The following is a 17,795-nucleotide window of genomic DNA, read 5'->3' on the forward strand; positions in this document are numbered from 1 at the left end:
CCGGGTCGTGCTTGTCATAGCCGAGGTGATCGGTGATCTCGCCCTCGAGCGCGGACTCCAGCATCAGCTTGGTCAGCTGCTGCAGCACCCCGCCCTCACCGGTCAGCTTCAGCCCGCTGGCCTTGGCGCTGCTCAGCAGCTGCGCGACGAGCTGCTCATCCAGGCCGTCCAGGCCGGTCCCTGGCTTCGAGTCCTCGGCGTTCTCCACGCCGGACATCCTGTCGGTCATCAGGTGCACTTCCATGATCGGGAGTTACACCGAACGTTTTACAGTCCCCCGTAGGGCGCCTGCTTCGGATCGCACTCTCGTCTTAGAATCGGCCGTTCGAGGATCGGAGATGGCTCAGTGGTCGACCAGCAGTGGGCAGTTGATCAGCTTCAGGCGTTCGTGGCCAAGATCGAGGAGATGGCGGAGCTCTACCGCACGATCCACACAATCGGTAGTGACCGGCCCGAAGCTGAGGACTTCGAGAGGGAGATCAGCGAGCTGGAGGACGAGCTGTGTCGGCTGGAGCCAGCGGTACAGGTCGTGATGGATGCCGTCGACCCCGAGCTCCGGAACTACCAGCGTTTCGACCCGGACCTACCCGGTTCTGTCGGTGGTATCTCCTGGACAGAACGGTGGTTCCCAGCGAGGCGCGCTGCGCTGAGGGCAGTAGGGCTGCATACGGTAGGAGCTGAGGCCAAGCGGAGGATGCAGGAGGACTCGGGTCGGACGTCCGCTCTGGCCGCTGACGGATATGGTGGGGCGGATTTCGAACTGGTGTGGCCGCGGGAGCTGTTCGTCAGGGAAGGCGAGGCGCTGATCGCGCATGCCGGGCAGGACTTCACCCAGCAGTGCGAGTGGTTGCTTACTGAGGCCTTCGCCGGCACTTCCGCGATCGACGCCATGAGTGAGAACGGTTCCTCCAGTGACTTCTGGGGCAGCGACCCGCTTTCCAATGCACTACGTGGCACGAGAAAGTTCCTGTCGCGGCTTGTGGAAAATGCGGGCCAGCTGAGAGAGGCATCTGTACGAACGCCGTACTGGTCTCAGCGGCGGCGCGCGACTGTACCGAGCCGTCTCGATATGTCAGCGGTCGCCCGTGAGTTCGTGCGGATGGTCGACTCGTTCCGGTTGAACGGTTACTTCGGTAGGGCGTTCCCCGACATCTGCGTCGACGACCACGACGGGGTCGACGTCGATGGTGGCGATGTCCTGCAGCAGATGCTGGGCATCTCGAACCTACGTTGGCCGCTGCACGCCGCCCAGCTTTTGGAGCTCGAGGATGCCATGTTCGACGTGATAGAGGCACTCCACGACCTGGTCGCGCGGCCGCGGTCTCGCTCGTTTCACAGCTACGGCGGCTGTGGGTGGCACTACTCGCAGTTCGCGATTGAACCGGGCAGAGCGCTCTACAGGTGGCGTGTCAACCAGCTTCTCGACCGTAGCGAGTTGGGCCTGAGGCTGGCCGACGACGGCGAGGACATCGGACGGCTCGTCGCCGTCACCGACGACGCCCGGGCCGACCTTGTCACGCGTCTCGCGAACCAACCGCCCGGTCGGACATCCGACCGGGTTCGGCACGGCATCGCCTTGTATCGTGCGCGCGGATCAACTGAGCACGACAAGCGGTCTGCCATCCTTGTACTGGCCGGGATCATCGAGGAACGCCGCCAACTCCTGAAAGACAATCTAGTCAAGAAGGACGAAGGCGCACTCTTCGACATCGCCAACAACTTCGCCCTACGTCACCAAGACCTGAAGCAGCAACGCGACTACGATCCAGCCTTCCTAGACTGGATCTTCTGGTGGTACCTGGCAACGATCGAACTCAGCGACCACCTTCTTGCACGCCCCGCCTCGTAGTAACCGATCTCCTTGTCCCACCCGTCAAAGACAAGACTCGGACGGACCTCCACCATGAACACGGATCCAGATATTTGGCCCAATCCGGTCGTGTGAACGTCCGCTACTGCCGATGAGCGGCTACGACATCGCAGTCAGTGACCCATGCCTGTGGCAACGGATGGCGGACTTTGAGTTCGCGTTGAGAAGATGCGCGCGACGCCGTCGCGAACTGCTGTCCAGTTGTGGTGATCCACACCAAACCCGGAGGTCCTCCCGCACTCCAAGATCATCCGACTACGTGTCCCCACGTTCGCGACCTCCCGGGCAGTACACCTAGCACGTTTGGAAGACCCGTGCTCGAGAGCTATCGCGCGGGGTAACCGGTCGACCCGGTGGGGTTGGCAGGCGCACGCCGCCGATGGGGCCGGTGAGAGCACCGCCCCCATCAGCCACCCGTCCGCAGTCAGGCTCAAAGGAAAATGATGCTCACCGAAAATCGCGGTCGAGCCTCGCCGCTCTCGTTCGCGCGGTGCCGTCCTTACTGGGGTGCGGGGATTCCTTGGCTGATCCCGCCGTCGACGGTCAGTCTGGCGCCGGTGGTGAAGGTCGCGTCGAAGGCGAGGAACAGCACGGCCGCGGCGACTTCCTCGACGCTGCCGTGCCGCTGCATCGGGGTTGCCATGTCTCCCATTTTCATGAAGGCGTCCCGGCTCTCGTCGGTCATGCCGGTGATGCCCATGGTCGGGGTGTCGATGAAGCCGGGGCTGACCACGTTCACCCGGATGTTCCTGGGCAGTAGCGCGTGGGCGATTCCTTTGGCGAACGCCCGGACCGCGGCTTTCGCTCCGGAGTAGACGGTCAGGGCGTCTGTTCCGCCTTCGTCGGCGATGGAGGTGGTGAAGACGATCGAGCCACCATCTCGGATGAGGGGAGCCAGCCGTTGGGTGGTGAAGAACGCGCCCTTGGTGTTGGTGTCGAAGCTTTGGTCGTAGGACGTTTCGGTTACCTGGGCGAAGGGTTCGAGCTTGGCGAGTCCGATGTTGACGAATACGAAGTCGATTCGGCCGAGCTTTTCTTCGACGAGGTCACCGAGCGCGTGGATGTCGGCCATGCTGGTGGCGTCGGATCGGACCACGTGCGCGGCCGGGGACGCGAGTTGGGTCCGTGCCGTTTCGATGTTCTTCTCGTTGCGGCCGGTCAACAGGACTTCCGCGCCACCGTCGAGGAGTGCCTTGACGACGGCGAGTCCCATGCCGTGCGTTCCGCCCGCGACGACGGCCTTCTTGCCTGAATACTCGCTCATCGTCTACTCCACGGGTTTCTTGATCAGGTCGACCATGTCGGCGAGGCCGCGGCCATGAGCCGGCGGGCCGATGAGGTCTCGCAGGGGGGTGATCAGGTGGGAGAGCAGGGCTTTGTCGACGTTCTGGGCGTTGCTGGTCGTGACGATGTTGGCGATGGCCACCGCCTGCATGTCCGGCGGGGAATCGGATTCTGCGGCAGCCTGTGCGCTCGTGTCGTTTTGCTGGACGAGCAGGGGCAGCGCGACGGTCGTCGCGGTCAGCCAGGGGGCCAGCAGGGACGAGGCGAATTCCGTGAGATCGGCCTTCTCCGTGCGGACGAGGGCGAGTGCGTGGCTCGCTCCGGCGAACTGGCCGTACATCGCGCTGAGCAGGGCCAGGTCGTAGAGCGACGCCAACCCTGGGGCGGCGCCGACGTACTTGGCGATGCCCAGCCGGTTCAGCGCCTGCTCGTACTGGTCGAAGACGCGCCGTGAGCCGCTGTAAAGGACGAAGGCTTCCGGCTGGCCGATCATCGGAGGCACGGCCATGATGCCGCCGTCGAGGTAGTCGGCGCCGCGCTGGGCCGCCCAGGTAGCGGTCTCGCGGGCCTGGTCCGGAGTGCCGTTGGTGAGGTTCACCAGTGCTCGACCGGTCAAGGCGTCGCCGACCGGATCGAGGATCTCGTGCAGGACCAGGTAATCCAGCAGACAAACGACCACCAGAGGACTGGCCGTGACCGCCTCGGTGATCGTGGCCGCCCGCGTCGCGCCGTCCGCGACGAGACTGTCGGCCTTGCCCGCCGAGCGGTTCCAGACGGTGGTGGGGTGGCCGGCGGCCAGGAACGCGGCGGCCAGCGCCTTGCCCATTGCGCCGAGGCCGATGACCGTCACCGGGACGGGCGATTCGTGCTCGTTCATTCACAACTCCATTCGGTCTGTGACCACCACTCTGGGATGGGGCACCCCAGGTCGGGTCTAGGTCCGGTCTAGGTCGGGTGCGCGTCGAGCCGGCCGCCGGCCCGCCGGTTACCGTGGTGCCGTGCGTTTCGGAGTGCTCGGTCCGTTGGCCGTGTGGACGGCGGACGGGACCCGGGTCAACGTCCGGGAGTCGAAGGTCCGTGCCCTGCTGGCGGCCCTGCTGGTCCACGAGGGACGGCCGGTGTCGGCTGATCGGCTCATCGATGACCTGTGGGGCGAGCGGCTTCCGCTGAACCCCCGAAAGACCTTGCAGACGAGGGTCTGGCAGCTTCGGCGGGCGTTGGAAGACGCCGAGCCGGGAGGGCGGGACCTGGTGGTGTCCCAGCCGCCTGGGTACCTGCTGCGGGTCGATCCGGCCAGGGTCGACATGGGCCGGTTCCGGGACCTGACCGCGCAGGCGCGAATCAGCGGCGACGCCCGCACACGGGCGGAGCTGTTGTCGGATGCCCTGCGGCAGTGGCGGGGGCCGGCGTTCGCGGACTTCCAGGACGCGGAGTTCGCCGGGCATCTCGCTCGACGTCTTGAGGAGGAGCGGCTGGTCGTCCTGGAGGAACAGGCTGAGGCGAGGCTGGAGTCGGATGACCGGCTCGCCACCGCACTCGCCGGCGAGCTCGGCGAACTGGTGGCTCGATACCCTCTGAGGGAACGTCTGTGCGCGGTCTACATGCGTGCGCTCTACCTCGCCGGGCGCCAAGCCGAGGCACTGGCCGCCTACAGCGGGCTCCGCCACCGGTTGGCCGAGGAACTGGGCCTGGACCCCGGGCCTGAGCTGGCGACCCTTCACCAGTCGATCCTGGAACAGGCCACCCACCTCAGCCTCACCTCCGGCGCCGCGCCGCGAACCACCCTGCCCATCCCGCTGAGCGCCCTGATCGGCAGAGCGGACGTCGTCGGCGCGGTGCGCTCGGCGCTGGGCACGGCCCGGTTGGTGACGCTGACCGGCCCCGGCGGTGTCGGCAAGACGCGGCTGGCCGTGGAGACGGCGGGCGGTCTGGTCGATGCCTTCCCCGACGGCGTCTGGCTGGTCGAACTGACCATGCTGGATCGCCAGGACGATCCGCGGACGTCAGCGGAACTGACCGACCTGGTCGCCGCGGTCCTCGGCCTCCGCGACGACGCCACAACTGCCTCGTTCCCGTCCTCTGGTCCCGTTTCCTCGCTCGAGCGGCTCACCGGTGCCTTGTGCACGAAGCAGCTACTGCTGGTCCTGGACAACTGCGAGCATGTGACCGAGCCGGCCGCCGAACTCGTCGAACAGCTGCTGTCGACAGCGCCGGGGCTGCGAATCCTGGCGACCAGCCGTCAGCCGCTCGCGGTCGACGGGGAACAGGTGTGGCCCGTGTCGCCGCTGGAGCCACCGGCGCCCGGGGCCTCGATCGAAGCCGTGCGCAAGTCCAGCGCGGTCAGGCTGTTCCTGGCACGAGCGAGCGCCGCCGTGCCCGGGTTCGAGTTGACCGCGGACAACGCGGACGCCGTCGCCACGATCTGCCGGCGGCTCGACGGGATTCCTCTCGCCTTGGAACTGGCCGCCACCCGGCTCCGGGCCTTGGGCGCGCGGGAACTGGCCGCACGAGTGGACGACCGGTTCCGGTTGCTGGCAGGCGAGAAACGGGGAGCACCTGCTCGTCAGCGGACGTTGCGGGCGATGATCGACTGGAGCTGGGAACTGCTCACCGAGGCCGAACGCCTGGTGCTGCGCCGTCTTTCCGTCCATGCCGGAGGCTGCACCATCGAGGCGGCCGAAACGACCTGTGTCGGCGGGGGAGTGCGGGCGAGGGAGGTCCTCGATCTGCTTGCCCGGCTGGTGGACCGTTCGCTGGTCGTCATGACCGAGGCCGCGGACGGCCCTCGGTACCGGCTACTCGAATCCGTCGCGGCCTACAGCCACGAACGGCTCGACGAGGCAGGCGAGTCCGAACGGATCCGGCAGCTGCACCGCCGGTACTACACCGAACTCGCCGAACGCGCCGAGCCACACCTGCGAAGCAGACAGCAACAATACTGGTTGCGGCGCCTCGACGCCGAGACCGCCAATCTCCACCGGGCGCTGGACGACGCGATCCAGCACGACGAAGCGGAAGTGGCTCTCCGGCTGGTCAACGCGCTGGGCTGGTACTGGTTCCTGCGCGGCAGGCTCGGCGAAGCACGCCGATTGCTGAACCTGGTCTTGCCCCTCCACGGGCAAGCACCTGCCGCGACGCGGGCCGTGGCGGCCGTATGGCAAGCAGGCATCACACTGCTGATCCGCGATGCCACCGATCCGAACACGGTCGTGCCGAGCGGCGTGCTGGACACGGTGAACGACACCGTCGCCGACCCTGCCGTGCGAGCGTGGGCCGAGTGGTTCCTCAGCTTCGCGCAGAGCGGTTTCGACACCCCGGCAACGACCGGTGACCGGATCGATCGGCTTCTGTCGGCCTACCGCGCCGCCGCCGACGACTGGGGCGTCGCGGCCGTCCTGATCACGCACACGTTCGCTCTCGCCAAGGGCGACATCGCCGAAGCCGGCCGGCTCGGCCGTCAAAGCCTGACCCTCTTCGAGGAACTCGGCGACAGCTGGGGGCAAATGAAAGCCAGGCAGCGCCTCGCCACACTGTCCGAAATCAATGGCGACTACGAAGACGCCGCACGTCTTCGCCGTGAGGGCCTGTGCAACGCCGAAGAGCTCGGGTTATGGACCGAAGCGGCGTATGAACTGTCCGGACTCGGACGCAGCGCCCTGCTGGCAGGCGACTACGGCACAGCCGAGGAGTTCCACACCCGAGCGATGCGACTGGCCGCGGAACAGTCCCACCAGTGGGGCGTCCAACACGCCGAAGTCGGCCTCGGGCTCGGCGCGCGCAGGCAAGGCAAACTCGATACCGCCGAAACACATCTGCGAAACTGGCTCGACTGGTGCCGACGCTGGAACGGAACCCCCGGCCTCGCCTTAATCCTGGCCGAACTCGGCTTCATCGCGGAACAACGCGGCGACGCGTCGACGGCGCTCGACCTCCATCTCGACGGTTACACCGCGGCACAGGCCACCGGCGACCAACGGGCGATCGCGCTCGCGCTGGAAGGATTGGCCGGGGCACACTCGCTCGCCGGCCATCATCACCACCACGCCGCCCGCCTGCTCGGTGCGGCCGCCGCACTCAGAAAAGCAGCGGGAGCGCCACTACCGGCCGCCGAACACGGCGACATCGACCGGATCACCGCCAGGATCCGGCACAACCTGCCCGAAAACGTCTTCGTCACCGAATTCGAAAACGGTCGGAGAAACGACCTCGACGTGATCGCCGGAAACACCACAGCGCCAAACGCCTAGCAGCCAGCAAACGCCCTCGCTGGTCGGGCGAACGCCGGCGCGTCCGCGTCTTGACGGCCCTGCGCGCCGTCGTGGTAGCCGGTGAGGTCGGAGGGAACAGTCAACTGAGGAAATGCCAAGAGTTTGAGACTGATCATGGTGACGTCACCATGAGACAACAGAGAAAGCCCAGGTCGCGCAAGATCGGCATGTCACGGGCGGCGAGACCCTACAGGCGCTGTAGGGTCTCAAAACAGACCTCATTTTCTCATTGGCAGTTTCATGCCTGGTTCATTTATGAAGCTGGAATGAGATTGGGCTGTCCGGGTGGTCGTCGTCGACACACCGAGGTGGCGCGGTGTGGGTAGGTCTGCCCGATGGGAGGGTGCCCTCGCCTGCAGCTACCTAGGTGAGAGAGCAGGGATGGCCGCCGCGGACATCCCTACGTCGACGGTGGTCAGTTGTCGTTGCGCGGTCACGCTTGCCGAGCAGGCTCAGGTTTGGGCGTCGGTAGAACTGGAGGCGTTGAGGTCGGCTGTGCCGTGGAGGACTTTCCGCTGGTACAAGGGGCAGAAGCACTACTCGGGTACGTTCTGGTCGGCGACTGAGCGCGATCTGGTGATCTACGAGTCTCGGCTCGAGCTGGCGCGATTGCTGTTCGCGGACTTCGACACCTCCGTAGGCCACATCGTGGCCCAGCCGTTCCTCCTGCGCGCCCCGGCCCGCGTTGCTCCGGAACCGCTGTCGGGCAGCGAGTTACGGCGCCTGGGAGCGGATGCCTTGGCCGACTACAACAAGCAGCGGCGGGTCTGGCACGCCAACCTGGGACCGATCAAGACTCCGCAGCTGGCCGAGCTACACGAGGACTTGTGGGACATCGTCGACAGCAACACCCAGGATGGAGACAAAGCCAAGAGCGCGGTCGCGATCGACGCGTTTCCCGGGCTGGGCAAGACAACGTCGGTGCTGGCGTTCGCCAAGCAGTTCCACCTGCGGGAGATCGCCGAAGAAGGCGCCTTCACCAGGGACGGGCACGAGCGCTGGCCGGTCTGCCGGGTCGGGTTGACCGGCAACACCGGCATGAAGGACTTCAACCGGGCCATGCTCGAATACTTCGCCCATCCGGGGCGAACCACCGGAACGACGGCACAGTTCGCTCACCGGGCACTGGATTGTGTGCTGTCCTGCGCGGTCAGGATTCGGCACAGACCAGGCCGTCGTCGGGGTCGTCGTGCCAGCCCTGCTCGGCGAGCCACCGGTGAACGGGTTCGGGTGGGATGTGCCCGATTTTCGGCGGATACTACGGCGCCCCCAAGAGAGGCAACGGACACGGCAGGTGCGGCCTCATCGGGTGCCAAGCTGGACGGACAGGACGTACGTGGTGTGGAGGCTGCTGCGATCATGGGCAGGTCCCTGGGCAACGAGAAGTACCTGTGGGGAATGGATCCGTGTGACAGTTGCAAGGCTGTTGTGGCCCATTACGGCATCCGGTTCCGCACGTACGATCGGAGGAATCCGTGAAAGAGTGGCCGACTGGGCTGCAGGACGAGCTTCTGCGAGTCGGATGGAGCCCGGAACGCCGGGTGGACACCTCGGAGTGGCGGAGCATCTTCGAGCCGCACGGGCTCGAGATGTTCCCAGCGGCGGAGGACTTCCTGTCCCGGTTCGGCGGGCTCTCGTTCGAGAAACGTCCGAACGGGGTCGATTCCTACTGCTTCCAGTTCGAGCTGGATCCCAGGCTGTGTGCGGGTGAGGAGGATCTGTTCCTCGACTGGGGGAAAACGATGGGAAAGGCCTGGTTTCCCCTGGGGGAGTACGACAACAGCAGGTTCTTCCTCGCCATCGACGAGGACGCGGTGATCTACACCGCCGTCAACTGGATCGCCCGGTTCGGCCGAGGGGTCGAGGGGCTCGCCGCGATCGTGTTCGGTGTGTTGCCGGAGCCCCTCGAGATCGACGCCGTCGAGGACTGACGCAGCGGCGGTCGAGTGCGCGGATCATCACCACGCTCACTCGGCCGCATACATTCCGCGGGGCCTGGCCGACGCCACCAGCACGCACGCTGCCGCTGAAGAAGTGCCGCAAAACTGAGACCGGTCGTGAGTGACACCGGAGTGAGACGACTCGGAAACCGCAGGTCGTAGAAGATCAACATGTCACGCGCGGTGAGACCCTACAGCGCACCCTGGAAACCCCGATCCGGCCCGGCACTGGGGAACCTGCACGATGCCCCTGGGGTCATGACCTCGCTGTCGCCGGAGTCCGGCAGAGCTGGTCCCAGGACTACCAGGCGCCGGAATGGCTCTGCGAGGCCTGGTACGCACTCCCCGGTCGGGATGGGGTGTGGGCGCTGATCGATCCTTCGCCCGCGCCGGCACGTCACCGACGATCAGGCGGACGAGTACGGGCTGCGTCTGATTCTGTTCCGTCCCGCCACACCTGGCGGGGTCGGCGCTCTCCAGCTTCGGATGGGCACACGGTCTTCGGTGAGATTCGGTTTTCCTTGTGCGGCATCGATCGGCGCGCGATCCTCGTGCACGTCGAGGTTGAAGAGAAACACCGGCGCCGTGGAGTCGGCCGAGTGCTGGCCGCCGCCGCAGCAGCCAGAGCGCCCCGTTACAGCTGGACGATGCTGCCAATCGGTCAGGACCCGATCGCGGTCGCGTTCTGGGCCCGGATCGGAGCCGCCGGCCCGGCGAGTCCGCGTCCCTGCTCGCATCAAGTTGAACAAGGGGTTGTGCCCTCAGAATCGCGATGGACGAAGTGGTGGTGACACGCACGAGAAGAGGTGGTTCGAAGCCGCCGGCAACTCGGGCCGGGTCCGCGGCGACCAGGACTCGCGCGCCCGCGTGCAGGAAGCATCGCGCGCGGACCGCCGCCGGGATCACGACATACGGTTTCGCCGTCATCGCCACGGAACCGTCGGGGCGGCGCTGGAACACCACCGACGTCTCGAGGACGGTGACCACGAGCGTGTCGCCACGTGACCATCCCAGCAGGTCGACCGAGTCGTGGTTCTGCACCCGGCCTGAGGCGTCAACCCGGGCCATGCCGACATAGGGCGCTGCGGATGACGGCGGGGCGGGCAGCGACGCCAGGGCCGGAGCCGGCGGTGGCGCTGGTGAACCCTGGGCCGGACCGGCGGGACGGCGGCGTTCCGCAGGGACAGGCCCGGCATGAGACCGCTCATGACGTTCCTCCCCTGCGCAGACGTTCAGGGGAGGAACCAGCGGACAGGTCCAGCCTAGCCGAACCAGAAAAACCCGGAACACTCCAGTGACCTGGAGCGACCGGGTTGTTGCTCTGTGATGCGGGAGATTTCCCGTGCAAGTGTGTCCGAGGGGACGTGATCACAGATCCTTGACAGATCCCCCAATTTCTGGGAGGTCATGCGGAGATCGTATCAGAAGACTCATTGTGGGTTGAGATTCGATCCTGCCGCAGTTGCCGCAGTAGGACTGCCGCCGCGCCTTTGTGCTGAATACTGGCTGCAGTCGTTGCGCTGGTCGCCAACGGCGGAAGCAGGTCGAGCGGGAGCTGCTGGCCTTCGCTCGTGTCCATGCGAAAGGTGTCGTACGCAGGGCAGTGCCTGCAGGCCGCATAGTGCGTGCTCTTCAGGTGCTGCTCTCTCGTGGACGCTACTCTTCAGGTTTCAGAGGGCTCGTTTGGTTTGCTGGGGGATGGCTCGGTTGATCGTGAGGACCAAGGGAGTTGTTCGTTTGCCAGTAGTACTTCGAATCTCTGCGGCCTGGTTCCTCAAAACCGTGTCCAAGTTCTGTGCAGTATCGTGTCTGCGTGCTTCGGTTATCCGTCGATCGTCCTTGGCTAGGGTTGTCTATCGACAGTGGCTCAAAACAGTAAGCACTGTCCAAACATGACAGTCCGCGACACCCCGACAGAGCACGTCGCACACACTCGACTTCACCCGGTACAGCGACAGTGCGCGACACGGACAAGACCCCCGACGGAAGGGCCTGCCCCCGGGCTGGGTCACCGCCGGCCACCTCGAATTGCCCCGCACCGCGCAACTTCGCGCTCTGGGCAACGGGGTCATGCCCAAGCAGGCAGCGGGCGCACTACGTCACCCGCTGGACGACCTCACTCACCTGCACCGTCCGCCCTGCCACCCGCTGGCCAGCCCGACCCAGGACAGGCCCTCCCGCGTGAGCCGACGGCGCAGTTGTTGTCGCAGCCTGTGCGGGTTCGCAATGGTCCGCTTCGCGGAGCGCCGTCAGCGCTGGGGTCGCGTTGACGCCCGCTCGACCTGACCCGATACTCCGAGTCCTGCGGAATAGGTAACATCTTCTACCTGTTCGAAGAAATTATCGTCAAGGTTCGCCCCGTCGGCTCTCCAGGATGCCAGATATGCGGCCAGGTTATCGAGCCGGAGGTCCAAGTCCTGCTTTTCGGGGTCGCGCCGCCGCGTGTGACTCGAGTGTGTGACGAATTGTTCGAGCACCTCACTGACGCGTACTAGCTCTTTGCGGTATTCTGCCGCCAGACCGTGATCTGCTCGAACCTCTGTCGGTGGTGTTGAGTGCGCGCGCACTATCGTGGCGCACGCACGAATACGGCAGAGCATGACACCGCAGTCGTAGTATCGGGCACCGTTCCCGCCGACTGCCTCACGTGTCGCTTCGAGCAGGTGTTCGAGGGTTCTCCTTATGCGCCTTCTTCGCATCGCCCACGCTATGAGAGATTCTTTGGTGGGGAGGTTTTCTCTAGTGGGCAGACTGTCCAGTGCGCGCTCGAAGAGCTCGATCAGAGACGACTCGACGTTGATTTCACGAAGCCGCCCAACCACCCAGGATCCCCTGGTCTTCATGTGCGCAACTACGTTATCCGGGAGGTCCTGAGTGATATCCACCTGCGAGTCGGCGTAGATGCAGTAGATCTCTTCCAGCTCGTAGCCCAAGTGCAGTTGCCAATGTAGCCGAGACGCCACGGCTTCCACGATTTCGGCAGCCAGGCTCAGTTCGGTGCGGAAGGCCGGATCTGTCACAGCAAACTCTCGGTACAAACGCATCGCCTGCTCGCCGGCGGGTACGGCAGCTTCCAGGTCAGCGCCTGACATCGCGCGTACGGCCGCGAATGTGCGCAGGCTGCGCGCAAGGGAGGGCCGCTCACCTGCGTGCGAATCGGCCAGCTCCTGACACAGCTCAACCGACCGCTGTGAAGGAACGTGAGCGTCGGTGTATCGACCGACCTCCAGCAGCCGCGCCACCTGATTGTGGACGACGACCGCAAACTCGCTCAGGTACGTTGGCCGATCGGTGGTCACCAGTGACTCGAACAGCTCGCAAGCACGCTCGGTACACGTCAACGCCTCTTCGCGTTGTCCGGAGGTTGCCAGCCTGTTGCCATGATTGGTCAGCGCCCGCGCCAGCCCGGGCAAGCAGGTGAGGGGGTGGGCCGCGGCCAGTTCCTCATACATTCGTAGGGCGCGTTCCGACTCGACCACTGCTTCGGCGTGCCTGCCGCGTTCGGCCAGACGGATCGCGTGATTGCTCAGCGATTCCGCAAGGTGGGCATCGGCCGCGGTGGGCTTCGGGTCTGCCAAGGTCGCTCGCAGCGCGACCACGCGTTCGGAGACTGTGAACGATTCGGCGCGTCGGCCGGAGTCGGCCAGCCAGACCGCGTGATTGTGCAGCCACGTCGCCAACTCCCGCTGTTGCGACGGGTCACTGGCATCGTTCAGTTCCTCCCGTAACGTGAGTGCGCGCTGGGAAAACGTCAAGGCCACGGCGGGTTGCCCGGCTCTGCCCAGCCGCAGGGCATGTTTGTACAGCGTGCCGGCCAGCGCGAGCTGACGGACCGGCCCCTCCGCATCGACGGCTGGCTCCTCGCTAAGCTGGATCGCCTGCTCAGAACAGATCAGGGCCTCCTCGTGGCGGCCGTACCGATCGAGCAGCGCCGCGTGGTTGTGCATCGCGGCCGCCCATTCGGGCACATGTGCGACCCGGTTGCCTGCACACAGCTCCTTTTGCAAGTGGAGGGCGCGCTCCGAGCAGGCCAGGGCCTCGTCGTGGCGGTCGTTTTCGGCCAGCCGTGTGGCGTGATTGGTGATCGCCTTGGCGAAGGCGGCCAGGTGCGCCGCCCGCTCGGCCGCCGCCAGCTCCTCGAAGGCCTGGACCGCGCGATCGGAACATTCCAGGGCCTCGCCGGACCGGCCGGCTTCCGCCAGCCGTATCGCCAGGTTGACCAGTGAGGTGCCCAGGTACGGCAGATACATCGCCCGGTTGGCTGCCACCAGCTCCTCACGCAGTGCCACGGCGCGTTCGCTGCAGGCCAGCGCCTCGGTCTGCCGACCGTGCTCGGCCAACCGGACGGCGTGATTGTGTATCGATACCGCTAACCCGGGCAAGTAGGCCGCGCGGTCGGCCGCGGCGAGCGCTTCACGAACCTCCAGTGCACGCTCGGACAAGGTGATCGCCTCGGCCCGAAACCCGGCCTGGCCAAGAAGACTGGCGTGGTTGGCCAAGGCGTTGGCCAAGGAATCACGGTGACGCGCGGGATCAGTCGCGTGCAATTGTTCATATAGTGCGACCGCCCGCCGGGAGACGTCCAGAGCCTCAGCACGTCGTCCCACCTCGACGAGTTGCAGCGCGTGGTTGGTCACAGCGGTGGCAAGATCGGAAAGCCTTTCGCCGGGGCTGGTTTCAGCCAGCCCCTCATACAGCGCCGCGGTGCGTTCGGTGTGGACCACGGCTTCGGCAGAGCGCCCGAGTTCAGCCAGGGTGAGCGCGTAGGTGCCGACTGAGCGCGCCAGTATCGGCAGGTGCGTGGCGCGGTCCGCCGCGGCCAATCGTTCGCTGATACCGACGGCATTCCGGGAGTGCTCGAGCGCTTCGGCGGGTCGGCCGGCCGAAGCGAGGCGGTCGCTGACTTCCAGATGCAGGTCCGCCCGGTCGACGGGGTCGTCGACAAGCGGAAACACGCGTGCGGCGAGAGCGCTGACGATTTCCGCGGCGCCGACGTCCAAGTTGGTGTTCCGGCCATCAGGCAGCGCCTGCTCCACCGCGCCGAGGACCTCCACAGGAACGTCCTTGATGTCGGCGATGGCGGTCAGCGCACCGCTGCCGGCCGCGACCGCAATGTTCGGCTGCGCTTTGAGCAACGGATACAGCACTTCCGTGCCGACGTGAGGCCACCGATCGGTGGCCGAGGCGAGGAAGGTCACCGCGCGGGCCGCGACGCTCAAGCGTTGCCCGGTGCTGGCGACGGCAGACTGGCCGGGCTCACCCGACCTCCAGCGGTCGGGATCGACGGAGTTGGTGTCGTTGTCCGTGAGTGCGGCGACGATGCCCCCGACCGCCGTGTTCAAGAGCGCGGTGAAGTCGAGGAGCAACCTGCCGGGCACGGTCGTGGCCCAAGGATCAGGCTCGTAGGAGCCGATGTCGTGGCCAGGTGTGAGCAGGGAAAGGAAGTCTTCAGCGAGCCGGTCGGGCAGCAACGGTTCCAGGACGTTGGCCTGTGCGGGGTCGGTAGGTGGATAGCAGCTGGCGTGGTCGGTGAGAACCCGCTCGGTGGGTTCGCCCGGCATGAGTTCGTTCAGGACGCTTTGGGCTGCCTGCAGGTGTGTGGAGCCGGTAAGGATCGCGGTGAACACGGTACGGGCCATCACCGTGTCGGAAGTGCGGAAGTCGAGACCGGCCTCGGCGTTCTCATACAGCTGCCGCCAATTCTCGTGCTCCCGGTTCAACAAATAGGCGGTCAAGCCGACCATGTTGGCAGGGGCGGTGCGGCCATGGGCTTCAGCGTCCACGGCGACCAGCGCGGCCATCTGCACCGCCAGCGTCAGACCGAAGTCCGGGTGGCGAAGCGGTCCGGGTGGCGCGATGGCGTCCGACCGGGTGACCTCCGGATAGCGCTGGGCGAAGCAGTCCCGTGCTGTGGTGAACATGTCGTCGCGGTGCCCGCCGACATCGGGTAGCGGAGGCAGCTTCTGAGCGGAGGTGTCGATGTCCTGCTGGAGCTTGTGGAGTTTTCCCTGGATCGCCGGCCATCCGCCGGCGGAGCGGGCCAGCAACAGAACCCGTGTCGGCACGGACTGGTGCAGGAGCCGGTTCTGAAACAACCAGCTCAGATCCGACACAGGCCATCGATCGGCGTAGTCGACCAGCAGCAGCACCCCGGCGCGCCCGTCCGGCCGCAAGTCCTGGCTGCCCGCCGCCGGTGGGTGGGTGTCCATCCGGTGCGAGGCGCGCACGGCCATCCAGCCGACCCGCCGGGCGTCGGCCGCGAGTTGCGCGGCGAGACGCGTCTTGCCCTGGCCGCCTTCGCCGTGTAACCACCGCACCGCGAACCGCGGGCGAGCGTCTCGCCAAGTGGCCAGCTCATTCAGTTCCGCATCACGGCCGGTGAAGTCGACGACCTCGGCGCGGGCGTCCAGCAACCGGCTGGGCTGCGCCCGCAGCCACTGCGGGTCCGGGCTGGTCGCCTGGCGATGTTCGAACAGCAGGTACAGTGGGGTTCCGTCACCGAATACGTGGATGTCGGCGCCGAGAGCGCCGTAGGCGTAGCCACCTTCGGCCCGCACTTCCTGGTTCAGCGATTCTGGCAGCGGGGGCCCATCATCAATCCCGGTCACTGTGGCGTTCCGATGCCGCCGACCGCATCACCCGGTGCGGACGGCACTTGTTTGCCGGCGTGGTGATGGTGGGTGACGTTGCCGAACATCGCGCCCGAGGCGATGGAACCTTGGCCGGCCGCAGTGACGTGCTGCACCGCGGGGGGCGGGGATGGCACCTGTTCGATCCGATGGTCAGAGACCGGCACCGGGGCCGCCAGATGCGCGGCGTCGGGTGGATACGGGTGATCCGGCAGGCAGATCCAGCACACCGCAGTAGTCTCCTTCACCAAGACCTGCATCGGCCGATACGTCGCGGGAGCTGCATCCCGGCTGTGCCGGACCACCTCTTCGAAGAACCACTCGGAGGCGACCAAGGCGAGTAGGCCCGGCGACTCGGCGAGGGCGGACTTCAAAGGGTGGGCATCCAGCAGCCGGAAGGCCAGGTTGATCGATGCCGCGGTGACGCCATGCTTGTCGTAGTTGACCTCTCCCGCGTGCAACGCCATCCGCACCCGGATCCGTTCCTCGTCCGGGTGCGTGGCGTTGTGTTCGCGCAACGCCCTGGCCAGCGCGTGTGGCACGGTGTCCACGAACGGCGCCTTGGGTATCGCGGCGGGAGCCAGGATGAACACCCCATCGCCACGGTCCTCATGGTGGCAGTCCGCCCATGGCACGCCCGCCATGGCGAACGCTTGCTCTACGGCCAGGTATAACCCCTCACGGACACCGAGCTGGTGCTGATTGGTCCGTCGCTTGTCCCCGAACCCCTCCACATCCACCACGATGATCGTGTGATGCACCGCCGACTTCGATCCGTTCACACGACCCCCTGCCAGTCGGGCAAGCCCCGCTGCTGCGGCCAGTTGTACCGGCCAACGACCGGACGCGGTGGGTCAAATGACACATAGATCTCCGGACGGCAGCGACACCACCCGACCGGGCGAATCGATGGGCAACCCATGGGGCGAACAGTTGCCTCTGTTCTCTCGCACTTGCTGCGAGCTCTTGCCTCGATCGGAGTATTTCGGCACTAGCGGGCTGGGCGCCGTCCTCCTCGAGCGGTACCACCGGCTGGTGGTCTGTGTCCCTGATCTCCGCGCGCACGGCGACCGATCTAGCGGCCGGCCAAATGAGAACGGAGACTGGAAGCCTTCCGGGAGAATCACGTTGAGCGCCGACCCGAGGGACTTTCCGCGCTGGCTCGCTACGGTCGCCACATCGAACCTGTCGGCTTCACTCGTGAGAGCTTCCTCGTCACCGTGGAACTGGCGCTGGACGGGGGGCGCGAGGTGCACGGGTACCGCCGTCCAGGTACTGCCCTTGTGTCAGTGTCGAGTCTTGGCGTGGAGCTTCGAGGCGTTTGTGTCGTGATTGGTGGTTAAGCAGTGGTTCTGGGCGAGTTCGGTGTGTCAAGGTGACGGAATGTCCGGCCGGTTTGATGATCGCGATGAGCCACTGCGTTACCTGCGTCTGGGGGCGGTCCTGGTGCGCTGTCCACGATGTACTGGCCGGGCAGTGGCCACTGGTACGAGGGTGAGTTGTACGGGGTGCGGGTATGCCGCCGTGGACGGGCACCCTGGGGCCGAGATTGACCGTGTGGAGGTGTCTGCGGCCGGCCGCTGCGGGAACTGCGGGCGGCCGGTGGCGCAGCGGCGGCAGCGATGGCGACGCGCCGAGCCGCGCACTCTGCGGGTGTCCTGCTCCCACTGCCGGACCGTGACGGCTCTTGCCGTGTCGGCGGTGTGGTCTCGGTCTGTTCCGGCGGTTCCCCGGTATCGCGGCCTGGAGCTGCGTGAGAAGCACCAACCAGATACACGGGATCCAGGCACTGTAGGGCTATCGG

General features: G+C 66.1%; 8 protein-coding genes and 1 pseudogene. 4 read left to right on the top strand and 5 right to left on the bottom strand.

All coding sequences use genetic code 11. The annotated features are described in order from the left end of the window. Positions 1-229, bottom strand: a pseudogene (locus DL990_RS28830) (IS256 family transposase); the annotation flags it as partial. A 117-nt stretch (positions 230-346) separates the two neighbouring features. Between DL990_RS28830 and DL990_RS41545 the strand changes: the two are divergent. Continuing rightward, the gene (locus tag DL990_RS41545; protein WP_199746650.1) at positions 347-1,849 is read left to right on the top strand and encodes a hypothetical protein; all 1,503 of its coding nucleotides are present in this window, start codon (positions 347-349) and stop codon (positions 1,847-1,849) included. A 520-nt stretch (positions 1,850-2,369) separates the two neighbouring features. Here DL990_RS41545 and DL990_RS28840 read toward each other — a convergent pair. Further along, positions 2,370-3,134 carry an SDR family oxidoreductase gene (locus DL990_RS28840; protein ID WP_125788143.1) on the bottom strand — a complete coding sequence of 255 codons (765 nt, stop codon included), beginning with the start codon at positions 3,132-3,134 and terminating at the stop codon, positions 2,370-2,372. 3 nt (positions 3,135-3,137) lie between these two features. Continuing rightward, on the bottom strand, positions 3,138-4,031 hold the full coding sequence (locus tag DL990_RS28845; RefSeq protein ID WP_125788142.1) for an NAD(P)-dependent oxidoreductase: 894 nt from the start codon (positions 4,029-4,031) through the stop codon (positions 3,138-3,140). 121 nt (positions 4,032-4,152) lie between these two features. Between DL990_RS28845 and DL990_RS28850 the strand changes: the two genes are divergently transcribed. The 3 genes from DL990_RS28850 to DL990_RS28865 all read left to right on the top strand — a co-directional run bounded on the left by DL990_RS28850 (position 4,153) and on the right by DL990_RS28865 (position 9,353). Further along, complete coding sequence (locus DL990_RS28850; RefSeq protein WP_125800540.1) at positions 4,153-7,401, top strand: BTAD domain-containing putative transcriptional regulator; 3,249 nt, start codon at positions 4,153-4,155, stop codon at positions 7,399-7,401. A 402-nt stretch (positions 7,402-7,803) separates the two neighbouring features. Next, positions 7,804-8,901 (top strand): hypothetical protein, encoded by a 1,098-nt coding sequence (locus DL990_RS41550; protein ID WP_199746651.1) that lies wholly within the window; start codon positions 7,804-7,806, stop codon positions 8,899-8,901. Then, positions 8,898-9,353 (top strand): SUKH-3 domain-containing protein, encoded by a 456-nt coding sequence (locus DL990_RS28865; RefSeq protein WP_255431396.1) that lies wholly within the window; start codon positions 8,898-8,900, stop codon positions 9,351-9,353. The genes DL990_RS41550 and DL990_RS28865 overlap by 4 nt, the downstream gene beginning before the upstream one ends. A gap of 2,258 nt (positions 9,354-11,611) precedes the next feature. Here the strand turns inward: DL990_RS28865 and DL990_RS28875 are convergent. After that, positions 11,612-15,970 (bottom strand): tetratricopeptide repeat protein, encoded by a 4,359-nt coding sequence (locus tag DL990_RS28875; RefSeq protein ID WP_125800541.1) that lies wholly within the window; start codon positions 15,968-15,970, stop codon positions 11,612-11,614. Further along, the gene (locus tag DL990_RS28880; RefSeq protein ID WP_125800542.1) at positions 15,967-16,773 is read right to left on the bottom strand and encodes a hypothetical protein; all 807 of its coding nucleotides are present in this window, start codon (positions 16,771-16,773) and stop codon (positions 15,967-15,969) included. The genes DL990_RS28875 and DL990_RS28880 overlap by 4 nt, the downstream gene beginning before the upstream one ends. Positions 16,774-17,795 lie beyond the last annotated feature (1,022 nt).

It is taken from the genome of Amycolatopsis sp. WAC 01416, assembly GCF_003947485.1.
Taxonomy (GTDB): Bacteria; Actinomycetota; Actinomycetes; order Mycobacteriales; family Pseudonocardiaceae; genus Amycolatopsis.